This window comes from Pseudomonas sp. GW822-FHT06B12 (genome assembly GCF_058799675.1).
The window spans coordinates 20,821-35,585 of the sequence record NZ_JBXALR010000002.1 but is presented as its reverse complement, the minus strand read 5'-3'; the positions used below and the strand labels follow the sequence as shown (position 1 = coordinate 35,585).

The window sequence follows — 14,765 nt, the reverse complement described above, 5'->3', positions numbered from 1 at the left end:
GTGTGCTGTCTGGTCTTTTGAAGCGTGCGGTTTTGATATCAGAACTTGCCGCTCGCGTAGCCGCCATCGATGGGCATGACCACACCCGTGACGTAGGACGACTGATCGCTGAGTAGCCAGAGTACGGCGTTTGCCACTTCATCCGCCGTACCGAAGCGTTTCATGGAGGTGACGTTGATTTTTCTTTGGGTGTTTTCCGGTGCTGCCTTCAAGCGTGCTTCGCTGTTCATGCCGCCCAGAATAGGGCCAGGGGCAACCGCGTTAACGCGAATGCATCCGCCATCTTCCAGCCTGGCGTTTTCGATTGACGCCACTTGGGTCATGCCGTTGATCGCCTGTTTGCTGGCGACATAGGCCACCTGACCGCCAATAGGGACCACGCCGGCACAGGACGATGTGTTGACGATGGCGCCTGTTCCCCGGCCGAGCATGATTTGCAGTTCATGCCTCATGCAGTGGTAGGTGCCGTTGACATTGATGTTCATCACCTTCATCCAGTCATCCGGGCACGAGTCCGCCAGCGCGCCATAGCGGGCGGTCACTCCGGCATTGTTAAAGGCGCAATCGAGCCTGCCGTAGACGGATCGAATGGTGTCGAATGCCTGTTCTACCTGAGCCGGATCGGCTACATCGCAGGCAATGAACCGGCAACGTTCGCCCAGCCGGTCTGCCAGCTGCGCACCTTTTTCTGCGTCTCTGCCGAACACAATCACATCGGCTCCCGCCTCGATCAGGCGTTCGCTGACGCCCTCGCCAATCCCGCTGGTTCCGCCTGTTACCAGGCACACTTTTCCTGTGAAGTCGTACATGTGTCGCATCCTTATGCCAACGAGGGTCTCAAGTATTTCGGGTTCACGCAGCAATACACCCGGTCCAGGCGCGGATTACTTTTGTCGCTGAAGCATTTACTGTCCCACTGGCATTTATGGATGTCGCTGGAGCGGCCCTGAAGCGTTTTGTTAATCAGGTCGTTGTCGGCGAACAGAGCCCTGGACATCCCCACCCAGTCGCAGACGCCATCGGCCAGCAAGTGTTCGGCTTTCTCCAATCCGTCGACGAAGCCGGCATACCCCACCGGTACCGTCGACACCGCTTTGATGGCCCTGACACCGGCTTGCAGGTACTCGTCCATCGTGGAGGAGTGGACGATGAGTTTGCCGAAGGTCGCGCCTATGCACATCGAACATTCCAGTGCTGCCACGCCGGCCAGGCAGAGAGCCTGGACTGTTTCTTTCATATCGGTGAATTGCAGCCCCTGCTCACCCAGACCATCGTCGATACCCAGCCTGATGGTGACGATCAGGGCACCATGGGTTCGTTCGCGGATGGCCTGGATCACTTCGAGCAGCAGACGGGCACGGTTCTCTTCGCTGCCCCCATAACGGTCCGTACGCTTATTGGTGTGTGGGGACAGAAAGCTGCTCAGCAGATAACCGTTGGACGCCTGCAATTGCACCAGTCGGGCACCGTTGATCCAGGCCAGCCAGGCGGAATGGGCGAACTGTTCGATGACCAGGGCAATGTCTGCTTCGTCCATGATCCGAACCCGATAGTCCGGATCAAGTTTGGACACGCGCGGGCACGGCACGCCACTGGGGGTCAGCACGGCAACGCCGGTGTGCGTCGTGGTGCCCTGACCACCGTAATGTTGCAACTGCACGGCCACGGGCGTGTTGATGCGCTCGGACATCTCGAACATGGATTTGAGCGATTCGCCCTGGTGTTGCTCGAACAGTCCAAGCCCGGTGCTCTGCAATCGGGACTGCGGCGACACCGTGGCGTTGCACAGAAACGCCATGGAGCAGCCGCCCTCCATGATGCCCTGATAGAACTCGATCATGGCGGGCGTCACGCACCCGCTGTGATCGGCCAGATCCACGCCCATCGAAGCGAAAAACAGACGATTGCGCAGCTCCAGCCCGCCTGCCAGTCGAAGCGGCTCAAGCACATGGGGATAACGGTTCATCATGCCTCAGCTCTCTGATCAGGCATTGACGACGCCTGGTTAGGCGTCATCCAGACCGGCTGCTCGAGAGCGGGGGCGGGGACTGTTTCCTGATGGGAGAAGTAAGTGAACTGCTTGAGCACTTCTCGCCATTTGAATCGCAGCTGCGAATCCAGGTCCGCCAGTTGCAGTTTGAGCAGGCGGCCCTTTGGCGCATCACTCTCGTGTACCGATTGCACCGGCAGGCTGATCATTCCCTCGTTTTCCAGATACAGATAGACATGCCCCCGCGCGGGTGTGTCGAGCGGGCTGACCGAGCTATCGCACTGGACTTGCAGTCCGGCCATTGAAAGCAACTCCAACTGGCCGGCCAGATGACGACCGGATTCAAGGCGTACCAGCACTTCATGCCGTATACCTTTGAGCGGCCGGAACCAGTGGGCCGGATCGATATTGATATTTCGCATGCGCTTGAAGACGGGCATTTTGATGACTTCACCGAGTAGCCGGATATCGGCCACCAGTTCGCCCCTCTGGAAGAAACGCGCACGCTTGTCGACTTTGCGTGCCCGAGGTTGCGCCGGTTCGTCGTAATCGCTGACGAGTACGTCGACCTGAAAGGACGACTCGGTATAACGGGGGAAGCTCGACAGCAGGTCAACAATGGAAATCGACACCTCACCGCGTGCGTACCCACTGTGTTCGTAGAATTGCGCGTACATGGCCTGGCGAGCGGCTTCGATCAACATCAGGCCAGGAACGTGTTCGTGATGCTTGCGGTAAAAGAAGTAATTGGAGGTGTCGTTGAACAGGGTGAAGTACAGCAAGCCTTGCTGCGGGCAACCGTCCAGAGTCTTGAGTACGTCATGCACCCGCCGCCGTTGCCCGACGTCGAGAATGTCGTCGTAACCCAGCAGTTGCGCCAGTTTGGCTTCGGTACTTTCCAGCACCCAGACACCTGTCAGTATCAGGTGATCGGTGGCTTTTTCGTAGCAGGCCAGAAGCTCTGGCAGACAGGCCGACATGCCCGCCTGTTCAAGTTCGTCCAGGCCGATAATCGTCGGTAACGAGCGCAGCACCAGTCGATTGCCGTCCTGTCGATAGGCCTGGTTTACGATGTCGAGGGCCACCGGATCAAGGTTTGCCTGTTGAACGATGTCGGCGGATAGCCAGGCAGGTAGCTGGTGGCGAGCGTCGTAAATCAATACATCGTCATCGTGGCCTTTGTGGACGATGTCTTTTCCGACTTTCCTTTCCATGTCGATCATGATCTTCCCTCTGTGTTGAACGTTGGTTTTCCAGCAATAACTATCCATGTCTCGAGATCGACCCACGCCGATATGAGCCGGTCGACTCATGTCGGCAGCTTCATCATCTTTTTCAAAGGCTTACTGTACGGTGATGTAACACGCCCCCAGGGCCCGGTTGTCCAGCACTTGAGGAGGTGCCAGCCATTTGAAATCTATGCCGCCTCGCTTCAACAGACGACCGATAGCCACCGGGGAAACCGACACCAGATGCGAAACACCGCAGGTTTTGGCGTAATCCAGGGTGGCCATGAACAGGCCCACGGTGTTTTCGTCGGACATCTGATCGAATTTACTGGTCTGGGCATCAAGGTCCAGAGAGGTAAAGCGCGACAGCTCCCAAATGTCATCCTGGCAAGGGGCAGGAGCGCCGCCCAGCAATGAGGTGAACACTTCACTCAACAGGTACGGTTGGGTTGTGGGCAAAAGGCGCGCGCAGCCTTTTATACTTCCATCGTCCTGTTCAGCGACGATGTAATGAGTGCCGCTATGGTCGAACTGGTCGAACTCGAAATCGGCAGGGGTCGACAATTCCCAGCCGAGGCGTTCAACGAATACCTGATACCGATACTGTGCCAACCGCTGACGTTCGACCGACGTTAGCTCGTCATAACGTCCTGACATGTAATCCATCACATCTTCCTTTTAGTGACTTGTTGGGTTCCGATTAGAGCGCACGGCGAGATTGCGCACTACCTGTCACCCTTGACAGCTATCGGAAACATTTGGAAATATGCTAGGCATGTTGGCACGACGCCGATAGCAATAAATAAGAGAAGGAATCTCTATGTCGCACTGGCAGGCTGAACTGTTGGAAAATGCTGTGTCCGCGACGGACGTCGAATTATTGTTCGACAATATCAAAACCGTTGCCCGACAGTTGGAGTTCGACTATGTGGCTTATGGATCAAGAAGACTTTTCCCTCTCACCAAGCCTTGCTTGTTCCTCATAAATAATTACTCGCCTGCCTGGCAAACGGCCTACGCGACCAATCGCTACCTGGAAATCGATCCCTACGTTGCCCGAGCGCTGAGAAGCGTAAAACCCGTGCTGTGGGACGCCGAACTCAAGGCCCAGGCTCCTGATTTCTGGCAGGAGGCGCAATGTCATGGACTCTCGGAGGGATGGGGGCAAACGCTGCTCAATAGCGAAGCGCAGGGGCTGGTGACGTTCGCCCGCGGCAGCGACCCGATCACTGCCCTGGAACTCAAGACCAAACAGGCTGAGCTCTCCTGGCTTGCACAGATCACCCATTTGGGCATGACTCGGTTACAGCAGCTGGGGGTAGGATCTGTTCTGCCTGTGCCGATTGAGCTGTCTCAACGGGAAAAGGAAATTCTGCAATGGACCGCTGACGGAAAAACATCGGACGATGTTTCGGTCATCCTGGGAATTACCAAGAGAACGGTCAATTTCCATATAAACCATTGCCTCAAGAAACTGGGTTGTCAGAACAAGATCGCCGCTGCGGTCAAGGCTTCCCTCATGGGCCTGCTCTGGAAATAAACACTGTTGGTGATCAAACCCGAGGTCGGGATTTTGCGATTAACAACTAGCGCCTGCCCAACAGAGGGTGCGCCCAAGGACTAATGTCAAGGGTTTTTTTGCGATTGGTTATTCATTTATTAAATAACGATGTAACTAAATGGGTGATGTTTTTTTGGTCCATAAATTCTTCATAAAACTTAAGTTATATAGACACAGTTAACCGTATTCGACTGGGGCATGATTGTTTGCGATGTCCCGTAGCAACTGCCGAAGGTTCCAATCTTCTACTGCAATTTTAAAAGTTCGCAGCGTTGGGTAGTGCCTGCGATTGAGCGAGGGGACGGCGTATACTGCGCGCCTCATTCACTCATTGGAGAACAGCATGCCGGCCCCCGTCTGGTGGTTGCTTTGCCTGCCTTTTGTCGCGGGTGCATTTTTGCCGCTGCAAGCCGGTATCAATGGCCAGTTGGCCAAACAAGTGTCGAGCGTCCTGAGCGCCGCGCTGATTTCGTTTTTTGTCGGCACCATGGCGTTGTTGCTGTTGGTGCTGTTCCAGCGTGAAACGCCGACGTTGGCAGCCCTCAAAAGCCTGACCTGGTGGCACTGGAGCGGTGGCCTGCTCGGCGCATTTTTCATTACCACGGCAGCCTTCGCGGGGCCGCGCATCGGCGCCATGCTGTTCATGGCGCTGGTGCTGGCGGGGCAACTGGGGATGGCAATGACCCTGGATCATTTCGGCTGGGCCGGGTTTCGCGAAGCACCCGTCAGCACCGGCAAGATTGCCGGGCTGGTGTTGATTATGGCGGGGGTATTTTTTATTCGGCGTGGCTGATTGCCTCAGGAGAGCGGTCGCCACGTGCCGAGCATGTGTTCCAGATCCCCGGCGCCGACCAGTTTCAAATCGCCGCTTGAGCCGGCAGCGCTGGCCAGCAAGATCACTTCGCTGGGCAAGCGCACCGGCTTCTTGAACTGCACGGCAATCTCGATATTTGAAGTCGGCAGACGCCCGCTCAGTGCCGAAAGGGTACGTGCCTTGATCCACAAACCGTGGGCGATGGCCCGGGGGAAACCGAAGAGTCTGGCGCTAGCGGCACTCAGGTGGATCGGGTTGTAGTCACCGGAAACTCTGGCGTAGCGCCGGCCAATCTCGCTCGGTGCCCACCAGCGGGTGACCTCGTTCATGCTCAGAACCGGGTCCGACGACGGCTCAATGGTTTCGCCGGCAAGCTTCACGCCTTTGCAGAGCATCTGGCTTTCGGCCTCCCAAAGTGGCCCGAGTGCATCATCAATGCGAGTGACCAACTCAAACACCGCGCCCTTGGTATGAGGTTGCAGGTTCTGCACCCGCACGCTCACCTGCACTCGAGCGACTGCGCCCAAGGGCCGCAGAATACGGATGCGATTGGCCAGGTGAACCAGCCCCAGCAGCGGAAACGGAAACGCCTTGGCAGTGAGCAATTGCATCTGCAAGGCGAACGCCAGCACATGGGGATACGTCGGTGGCAGCAAACCGTCATCGGTAAATCCGCAGACCTTGCGATAGGCCTCCAGGCGCTTGGGGTCAACGTTGACCCAGCAACGAAAGCCATCCTCAGGCAGGGTGGTGCCGGTGATCTTGCGCCGCGTTGCCGCGCGCCAATACAACTCGGGCAGGTACGGTGTACTGCTCTGTGAATGCCAATCGGTCGCCATGTTCAAGCTCCCAATACACTTTGCCCACACACTCGCAATGCTTGTCCGCTGACCGCGCCACTGCCGGGTTGGGCAAGCCAGGCCACGGCTTCGGCGACGTCTTGCGGCAATCCGCCTTGCCCCAGTGAACTCATGCGTCGCCCGGCTTCACGCAGGGCGAACGGAATGTGTGCGGTCATTTGGGTTTCGATAAAACCTGGGGCTACCGCATTGATGCTGATCCCGCGTTCACCCAACAGCGGCGCCCAGGCCTGTGCCAGGCCAATCAGCCCGGCCTTGCTCGCGGCGTAATTGGTTTGCCCGCGATTGCCGGCGATGCCGCTGATCGAGGCCAGCAGAATCACCCGACCGTTATCGTGCAGGGTGCCGCTGTCGAGCAGCGCTTTGGTCAGCACTTGCGGTGCATTCAGGTTTACTGCGAGCACCGCATCCCAGTATTCCGGAGTCATGTTGGCCAGGGTTTTGTCGCGGGTGATGCCTGCGTTGTGGACCACAATGTCGATGCCGTTCGGCAACTGTTGGACCAACTGTTCAGTTGCGTCTTCGGCGCAGATATCGAGGGTGATGCTATGGCCGCCGAGGCGGGCGGCGAGGGCATCGAGATCGGTCTTGGCCGGTGGCACATCCAGCAGCACCACCTGCGCACCGTCGCGTGCCAGGGTTTCGGCGATCGATGCGCCGATGCCGCGAGCCGCGCCAGTGACCAGCGCCGTGCGTCCGGCCAACGGGCGGGTCCAGTCATGGACTTGAGTGTCGCAAGCATTCAGCCGCACGACCTGCCCCGAGACATAAGCACTTTTTGGCGAGAGGAAAAACCGCAGTGCACCTTCTAGCTGTCCTTCGGCCCCGGCCCCGACATACAGCAACTGCAAGGTGCCGCCGCTGCGCAGCTCCTTGGCCAGCGAGCGGCTGAAGCCTTCGAGTGCGCGTTGGGCACTGGCGGCGAACGGGTCACTCAAGGTCTCCGGTGCGCGCCCGAAAATCACCAGATGAGCGCTGCGGTCGAGATTTTTCATCAGCGGCTGGAAGAACTCGCGCAGTTGCTTGAGCTGATCGGTCTGCAGCAGATCGCTGGCATCGAACACTACCGCTTTGAGCTTGGGCCCGTGACCTGGAATCCACGCCTGGGCCACCAACGGTTCCGGCCCGTAGCTGTAAATCTGCTCGGTGAGTTTGTTGGCGAACGCGCTGACGTTCTGCGTCAACGGGCCGCCACCGATCAGCAGCGCACCCTCGACGGGCCGCAGGCGACCGGCCTCCCAGCGCTCCAGACGAACCGGCGACGGCAGGCCAAGGGCTCCAACCACGCGGTGGCCGAGGGCCGAATTGGCGAAGTCGATATAACGGTCTGACATGGAATGTTCTCCGGCAACTGGGGTTCAAAGTGTGGACCACGAATCGCGATCAGTCGTTCGATCCGCGAGATAAGGCCTACGCTTGATCACAGCAGATTAGTTTGAATCCGGGTTTTTTGTTGGTTGGCAGGGAATACAGAACTTGAAGCGCAATGCAGTACCTGTGGGAGCGAGCTTGCTCGCGATTGCGGTGTGTCAGCCGGCAAAAGCTTTGAATGTGCCGGCCTCATCGCGAGCAAGCTCGCTCCCACAGGACGGTGTTTGCAATTTTAAAATTTCAGAAGGAGCTTTACATGACTCAGCTGCGCCGCGTCGCGATCATCGGCGGTAATCGCATTCCTTTCGCTCGTTCCAACGGGCCGTATGCCACCGCCAGCAACCAGGCAATGCTGACGGCGGCGCTCGAAGGCTTGATCGAGCGCTACAACCTGCACGGCCTGCGCGTGGGCGAAGTGGCGGCGGGGGCGGTACTCAAGCTTTCCCGGGACCTCAACTTGACCCGTGAATGCGTGCTCGGTTCGCGGCTGTCACCGAGTACCCCGGCCTATGACATTCAGCAGGCCTGCGGCACCGGTCTGGAAGCAGCGTTGTTGGTGGCGAACAAGATTGCCCTGGGGCAGATCGACTGCGGCATTGCCGGTGGTGTCGATACCACCTCGGATGCGCCGATCAGTGTCAGCGAAGGCCTGCGCAAGATTCTGCTGCAAGCCAACCGCGCCAAGAGCACCGGCGACAAGCTCAAAACTTTCCTGCAATTGCGTCCCCGGCATTTGATCCCCGAGTTTCCGCGCAACGGCGAACCGCGCACCGGGCTGTCCATGGGACAGCATTGCGAGTTGATGGCGCAGACCTGGAACATTCCCCGTGCCGAGCAGGATCAGTTGACCCTGGAAAGCCACCAGAAAATGGCCGCGTCCTACGCCGAAGGCTGGCAGAACGATCTGATGACGCCGTTCCTGGGGTTGACCCGCGACAACAACCTGCGCCCGGACCTGACGCTGGAAAAGCTTGCGTCGTTGAAACCGGTCTTCGAAAAAAGCGACAAAGGCACGCTCACCGCTGGCAACTCGACACCTCTGACCGATGGCGCGGCGTTGGTGCTGTTGGGCAGTGAGGCGTGGGCGAAAGAACGTGGTTTGCCGATCCTCGCTTATCTGCGCGACGGTGAAGCGGCAGCGGTGGATTTCGTCAACGGCGCCGAAGGGCTGTTGATGGCGCCGGTCTACGCGGTGCCGCGTTTACTGGCGCGCAACGGCCTGACCTTGCAGGACTTCGACTATTACGAAATCCACGAAGCCTTCGCCGCGCAAGTGCTTTGCACGTTGAAGGCCTGGGAAGATCCGGAGTACTGCAAAACCCGGCTCGGTCTCGACGTACCGTTGGGTTCGATCGACCGCAGTCGGCTCAACGTCAAAGGCAGTTCACTGGCGGCCGGACATCCGTTTGCCGCGACCGGTGGGCGAATCGTCGCCAACCTCGCCAAGCTGCTGGACGCCGCCGGGAAGGGGCGCGGATTGATCTCGATCTGCGCCGCCGGCGGTCAAGGTGTGACGGCCATTATTGAGCGCTGAGGGCAGCGCCGCGTTGCTGCTCGGCGAGTAGCCGATTGCGGTTGGCATAACTCTCGGCCATCACCGAGCAGACGATCAGCTGCAACGGGTGATAGATCATGATCGGCAACAGGATCAGCCCCAGGCCCGGGTTGGCGCCGAAAATCAGTGCGGCCATCGGTGCACCGGCCGCTAGGGATTTTTTACTGGCGCAGAACACTGCGGCGATTTCATCGGCCGGGCTGAATTTCAGGGCGCGGGCAGTGCGGGTGGTCATCCACAGAATGATTGCCAGCAGCACGGCACTGCCGACCAGTGCGCTGAGAATCACCGTGTTGCCCTGTTGCTGCCACATCCCGGAGACCATCGAGTTGCAAAACGCTGCGTAGACCAGCAGCAGGATCACCAGTTTGTCGACGATGTTGGTGTAGCGCTTGTGGCGACTGAAAAACTTGCCAAACAGCGGCCGCAGCAACTGACCCAGTACCAGCGGCAGCAGCAACATGGCGCAGAGGTCGAGCAGGGTTGAACCCAGGTCAATGCCGCCAGCACCGCTGCCCACCACGAAACTCACCAGTAACGGCGTGAGGAAAATCCCCAGCACGCTGGACAGGCTGGCATTGAGAATCGCCGCCGGTACGTTGCCACCCGCGCTACCGGTCAAGGCCACGGAAGAGGAAATGGTCGAGGGCAGGGCGCACAAGTATAAGAAACCGAGCATCAGTAGCGACGGAATGTGCGAGCCCAGCAGCTTGTCGCTCACCAGCCAGATCAGCGGGAATACCAGGAAGGTGAAAGTCTGGACCATGAAGTGCAGGCGCCAGTTTTTCAAACCGTGACGGATCTGCTCGCTCGACAGGTTGACCCCGTGCAGGAAGAACACCAGGAACACGCCGATGTTGATCACCCACTCGGCGTGCATCGCACCACCCGTGGCGCCGAATGTCGGGAAGGCCCAGGACAGCAGCGTGGCGATCAGCATCCCGCACAGGAACCAGTCGGTGACCACGCGTTTGAGGTGTTTGAAGGCATGCATAGCGGGCACCGAAGACATTGTAAGAATGGATGACCTAGCCTAAGGTCATGACTTCCGCCCGTCTTGCGACATAAGGCCAATCAATGCCGGCTAACGGACAACTTTCTCTTGAACGGACCATCCCGACCCTGACGGCGTTGCCGCGTCCGCTGTATGCCCGCGCGGAAAGCCTCAGCGCCGGCTCGTGGACGCCACCTCATCGTCACGATTGGGTGCAGTTTTCCTACGCGATCAGCGGAGTCCTCGGCGTGCACACCGCCGAGGGCAGTTTCTTTGCGCCGCCGCAGTGGGGTATCTGGATTCCGGCTGACCTGGAGCACCAGGTGGTGACCTCGATGCGTGCAGAGATGCGCAGTCTGTATGTGCGGCGCGAGGAGTGCGCCTGGGCGGACGAGCGTTGTCGGGTGCTGGAAGTTACGCCCTTGGCGCGTGAACTGATCAAGAGCTTCTGCCAACTGCCGGTGGATTATCCCGAGGGCGACAGCCGCGAGGCGCGCTTGGTCGAGGTGCTGCTGGATCAGTTGGCGAGCCTGCCGGAAGTCGGGTTTTCTCTGCCGTTGCCACGTCACCCGCGTTTGCTTGGGTTGTGCAACGAGCTGATCGAGAGCCCTGAGCAGAACATAACGTTGCATGAGTGGGCGGAGCGATTGGGCACGTCAGAGAAAACCTTGATGCGCTTGTTCCAGCGTGAAACCGGATTGAGTTTTCGCAGCTGGCGCCAGCGCATGCGGTTGTTGTCTTCGTTGAGTTTGCTGGAGGATGGCAACAGTGTGACCACGGCGGCGCTGTCCAGCGGCTATGACTCGACGTCGGCGTTTATTGCCGCGTTCAAAAGCCTGTTCGGGTTTACCCCGGGGGAGCTTTTCAGGCAGTGATGGCCTCATCGCGAGCAAGCTCGCTCCCACAGGGTTTTGCAGTGTCCTTGTGGGAGCGAGCTTGCTCGCGATTGGCCGCGAAGCGGCCACCCTGGTTCTATGATCAGGTGCGGAACCGTCGCACCAACCCATCCAGCTCATTCGACAACCCCGCCAGACTCTGGGAGTCGAGCCGTGCCGAGTTGGCCAGTTCGGCCACCAACTGCGCATCGCCATGGATCTGGCTGATGTGGCGGTTGATGTCTTCGGCGACCTGATGCTGTTCTTCGGCGGCCGTGGCGATCTGGGTGTTCATGTCGCGGATCACGTCCACCGATTCGCGAATCTGCCCAAAGCTGTTGCGCGCTTCGCCGATCCGGCTGACCGACTGTTGCGACACCTCAAGGCTGGCGTGCATTTGCTGGGTGACCTGACTGGTGCGCTTGGCCAGGTTGCCGAGCAGTCCGTCGATTTCCGCCGTAGAGTCTGCGGTGCGTTTGGCCAATGCGCGCACCTCATCGGCCACCACTGCAAAGCCGCGACCCTGCTCGCCGGCGCGGGCCGCTTCGATCGCTGCGTTCAGTGCCAGCAGGTTGGTTTGCTCGGCGATGGAACGAATGGTGCCGAGGATCGACTGAATGTCATTGCTGTCGCGTTCCAGCTGCTGCATCGACTGCGCCGATTGTTCGATTTCCTGGCTCAACTTGTCGACGCTGTTCACCGCGGCATCGATTTGTTGCTGACCTTCGCGGGCCTGACGCTGACCGCTGTCGGCCGACTCGGCGGCCTGGCTGCAGGAGCGCGCGACTTCGTTGGCGGTGGCGACCATTTCGTGGAACGCCGTGGACACCATGTCCACGGCTTCACGTTGGCGCCCTGCGGCTTCGGCCATGTCGCTGGAGACCTGGGTCGCGCTGTGGGAGTTGGCGAGGATCTTGGTCGCGGCGCCGCCGATGTGCTGGATCAGCGCGCGAATCGCGGCGAGGAACTGGTTGAACCAGTTGGCCAGTTGCGCCGTTTCGTCGTTGCCACGGATCTGCAGGTTCTGGGTCAGGTCACCTTCACCCTGGGCGATGCCTTCCAGACCGCTGGCAACGCTGCGGATCGGCCGCACGATGAGGCTGGCGAAACTCGCGCCCACTATGGCAAAGACCACGGCCAATACGGCGGCGATGATCGCGATCAACCAGGTCAGTTGAGTGGCGGAGCTCATTACGTCGGTTTGCTTGATCAGGCCGACGAAGGTCCAGCCCAGTTGCTCCGACGGCCAGACGTTGGCCATGTAGCGCTCGCCGTTCAACTCGACTTCGACCAGACCTTTACCGGCCTTGGCCAGTTGTGCATAACCGTCGCCCAGGCTGCTCAGGGGTTTGAAGTTATGCTCCGGCTGTTTCGGATCGACCAGCACCGTGCCGTTGTTTTCCATCAGCATCAGGTAGCCGGTTTCACCGAGCTTGATCTGCTTGACGATCTCGGTGAGCTGCTTGAGCGTCACGTCGATACTGACTACACCGCCGTTGGTGCCCAGCTTGTTGTCGAGGGTACGCACGGTGCTGACGTAAGTCGCGTCATCGTCTGCCCAGTAATAGGCGTCGGTGCGCAGTGGCTTGCCTGGTTTGGCTTGGGCCGCTTTGTACCAGGGACGCTGGCGCGGGTCGTAATTGCTCAGCTTCGGATCATCGGGCCACGACACGTAACCACCGGCGCTGGTGCCGATGATGGCGTACGCGTAGGCCGGGTGACTGGCGCCCAGGTCTTGCAGCAAGGCGAACACCTGCTTGTCCATCTCGCCTTGCGGGATCTCGGTCGCGTTGGCGCTCATGTAAGTCTTGAGGCTGGCGTCGGTGTTTTTGATCAGCGGCTGGGAGGCCAGGTAGTTGACGTTCTGGCTGATGCTGTCGAAGAACAGTTGCATGGCGTTGCTGACCTGACGGATCTCTCGACCGCTGCTGTCGACAAAGTTTTCTTTGGCATCGCTGCGCAGGTTCATGACCACCAGGGTGGCAACCAGCACAACCGGCAAGCAGGCGATGATTGCAAACGCCCACGTCAGTTTTTGTTTAATGTTCATCCGCGCTCCAGATTTTTTCTTATAAGCCCACGCAGTGCTGACGACTCGCGGATTGTCGGACAAATCCCGTTCTCTTTGATGACTTCGGCCGCCAGCAGCGGAAATTGAGGGCTATTGAAAAAAATCCTACGAAGAGTGGGTTGGCTAATCGCAAACTCTGTCGCAATTGCCTTCTGATCTGGTTAGCAACGTGCGGCTGACTCTCAGCTATGATCTTCGTCGGCCGACAGGGTTTGCCTGATTAATCTGGCACATTGGGTGCATCTGCAACGTTCATAGGTCGGCAACCCCTCCCCGCCGGGAGTGGATTGCCGTATAACGAGTGACATTCGCGTGTTTGGTAATAAAGGACCCACAATAAAAGCTGATGAAGACTCCAAAACGCATTGAACCGCTGATCGAGGACGGTCTGGTTGACGAGGTGCTGCGCCCACTCATGAGTGGTAAAGAAGCAGCTGTTTATGTGGTGCGCTGCGGCAACGAGTTACGTTGCGCCAAGGTTTACAAGGAGGCGAATAAACGAAGTTTTCGTCAGGCGGCCGAGTATCAGGAAGGCCGCAAGGTACGTAACAGCCGTCAGGCTCGCGCGATGGCCAAGGGTTCCAAGTTCGGTCGTAAAGAAACCGAAGACGCCTGGCAGAACGCCGAGGTTGCGGCGTTGTTCCGTCTGGCCAGTGCCGGGGTGCGAGTCCCCAAGCCGTTCGACTTCCTGGAAGGCGTGCTGCTGATGGAACTGGTGGCGGACGAGTACGGCGATGCCGCACCGCGTCTCAATGACGTGGTGCTGGAAGCGGATCAGGCGCGCGAATACCACGCCTTCCTGATTTCGCAGATCGTGCTGATGCTGTGTACCGGTCTGGTGCACGGTGACCTGTCCGAGTTCAACGTATTGCTGACCCCGGACGGCCCGGTGATCATCGACCTGCCCCAGGCGGTGGACGCTGCGGGCAACAACCACGCGTTCAGCATGCTGGAGCGCGATGTGGGCAACATGGCCTCGTACTTCGGGCGCTTTGCCCCGGAGTTGAAGCGGACCAAGTACGCCAAGGAAATGTGGGCCCTGTATGAAGCCGGCACCCTGCACCCGGCCAGCGTCCTGACCGGTGAGTTCGACGAGCCGGAAGAGCTGGCGGACGTTGGTGGCATCATGCGTGAGATCGAGGCTGCGCGCCTTGATGAGGAACGTCGGCAAGCGGTTCGCGCCGCAGACGATGCCCCTCCAAGCAAAACCGAAGAACCGCCTCCGCCGTGGATGCAGTGATCGGTTGACGAAAAACCCGGCTTTGGCCGGGTTTTTTATGGGTGTCCTGCCCGAAAATTGAATTCAACACAGAACCACTGTGGGAGCGAGCTTGCTCGCGATGAGGCCATTACTTTCAACATCATTGTTGACTGTCAGTCCGCTATCGTGAGCAAGCTCGCTCCCACATGAGTATCCGTAGGTTGTTAAATCGAGTTAACTGCAC

General features: G+C 58.9%; 13 protein-coding genes and 1 pseudogene. 5 read left to right on the top strand and 9 right to left on the bottom strand.

Going from position 1 to position 14,765, the window contains the following annotated elements; all coding sequences use genetic code 11:
• Positions 1-38: 38 nt before the first annotated feature.
• From AC1RKH_RS05025 to AC1RKH_RS05010, 4 genes are all read right to left on the bottom strand, one after another.
• Complete coding sequence (locus AC1RKH_RS05025) at positions 39-809, bottom strand: SDR family NAD(P)-dependent oxidoreductase (RefSeq protein WP_493062218.1); 771 nt, start codon at positions 807-809, stop codon at positions 39-41.
• Positions 810-820: 11 nt separating this feature from the next.
• Positions 821-1,969 (bottom strand): oxidoreductase, encoded by a 1,149-nt coding sequence (locus AC1RKH_RS05020; protein ID WP_493062219.1) that lies wholly within the window; start codon positions 1,967-1,969, stop codon positions 821-823.
• Complete coding sequence (locus tag AC1RKH_RS05015; RefSeq protein WP_493062220.1) at positions 1,966-3,213, bottom strand: AfsA-related hotdog domain-containing protein; 1,248 nt, start codon at positions 3,211-3,213, stop codon at positions 1,966-1,968. Before AC1RKH_RS05015 ends, AC1RKH_RS05020 begins: the two co-directional genes overlap by 4 nt.
• Before the next feature lie 120 nt (positions 3,214-3,333).
• The gene (locus AC1RKH_RS05010) at positions 3,334-3,885 is read right to left on the bottom strand and encodes an acyl-homoserine-lactone synthase (RefSeq protein WP_493062221.1); all 552 of its coding nucleotides are present in this window, start codon (positions 3,883-3,885) and stop codon (positions 3,334-3,336) included.
• Between the two features lie 154 nt (positions 3,886-4,039).
• Here AC1RKH_RS05010 and AC1RKH_RS05005 point away from each other — a divergent pair, with 154 nt between their 5' ends.
• Positions 4,040-4,759 (top strand): autoinducer binding domain-containing protein, encoded by a 720-nt coding sequence (locus AC1RKH_RS05005; protein WP_493062222.1) that lies wholly within the window; start codon positions 4,040-4,042, stop codon positions 4,757-4,759.
• A 364-nt stretch (positions 4,760-5,123) separates the two neighbouring features.
• The gene (locus AC1RKH_RS05000) at positions 5,124-5,573 is read left to right on the top strand and encodes a DMT family transporter (RefSeq protein WP_123427567.1); all 450 of its coding nucleotides are present in this window, start codon (positions 5,124-5,126) and stop codon (positions 5,571-5,573) included.
• Positions 5,574-5,578: 5 nt separating this feature from the next.
• Here the strand turns inward: AC1RKH_RS05000 and AC1RKH_RS04995 are convergent, their stop codons facing one another.
• Together AC1RKH_RS04995 and AC1RKH_RS04990 are read right to left on the bottom strand one after the other, a co-directional pair.
• Entirely contained in the window at positions 5,579-6,433 is an 855-nt protein-coding gene (locus tag AC1RKH_RS04995) for a MaoC family dehydratase (RefSeq protein ID WP_493062223.1), read from the bottom strand.
• A gap of 2 nt (positions 6,434-6,435) precedes the next feature.
• Positions 6,436-7,788: a 3-oxoacyl-ACP reductase gene (locus AC1RKH_RS04990; protein WP_493062224.1), complete on the bottom strand. Its 1,353-nt coding sequence runs from the start codon at positions 7,786-7,788 to the stop codon at positions 6,436-6,438.
• Between the two features lie 293 nt (positions 7,789-8,081).
• Here AC1RKH_RS04990 and AC1RKH_RS04985 point away from each other — a divergent pair, with 293 nt between their 5' ends.
• Entirely contained in the window at positions 8,082-9,359 is a 1,278-nt protein-coding gene (locus AC1RKH_RS04985) for an acetyl-CoA C-acetyltransferase (protein ID WP_493062225.1), read from the top strand.
• On the opposite strand, the gene AC1RKH_RS04980 is transcribed toward AC1RKH_RS04985, so the two are convergent.
• A complete protein-coding gene (locus tag AC1RKH_RS04980) occupies positions 9,346-10,374 on the bottom strand; it encodes a bile acid:sodium symporter family protein (RefSeq protein WP_493062226.1) in 1,029 nt (342 codons plus the stop codon). The genes AC1RKH_RS04985 and AC1RKH_RS04980 overlap by 14 nt on opposite strands.
• Before the next feature lie 83 nt (positions 10,375-10,457).
• Between AC1RKH_RS04980 and AC1RKH_RS04975 the strand changes: the two genes are divergently transcribed.
• Positions 10,458-11,249, top strand: coding sequence for an AraC family transcriptional regulator (locus AC1RKH_RS04975; protein WP_493062227.1), 792 nt, complete (start codon positions 10,458-10,460; stop codon positions 11,247-11,249).
• Between the two features lie 103 nt (positions 11,250-11,352).
• On the opposite strand, the gene AC1RKH_RS04970 is transcribed toward AC1RKH_RS04975, so the two are convergent.
• Positions 11,353-12,081 (bottom strand): methyl-accepting chemotaxis protein, encoded by a 729-nt coding sequence (locus AC1RKH_RS04970; RefSeq protein ID WP_401124617.1) that lies wholly within the window; start codon positions 12,079-12,081, stop codon positions 11,353-11,355.
• A 129-nt stretch (positions 12,082-12,210) separates the two neighbouring features.
• Positions 12,211-13,143, bottom strand: a pseudogene (locus AC1RKH_RS04965) (cache domain-containing protein); the annotation flags it as partial.
• Between the two features lie 523 nt (positions 13,144-13,666).
• Here AC1RKH_RS04965 and AC1RKH_RS04960 point away from each other — a divergent pair.
• Complete coding sequence (locus tag AC1RKH_RS04960; RefSeq protein WP_123427552.1) at positions 13,667-14,560, top strand: PA4780 family RIO1-like protein kinase; 894 nt, start codon at positions 13,667-13,669, stop codon at positions 14,558-14,560.
• Positions 14,561-14,765 lie beyond the last annotated feature (205 nt).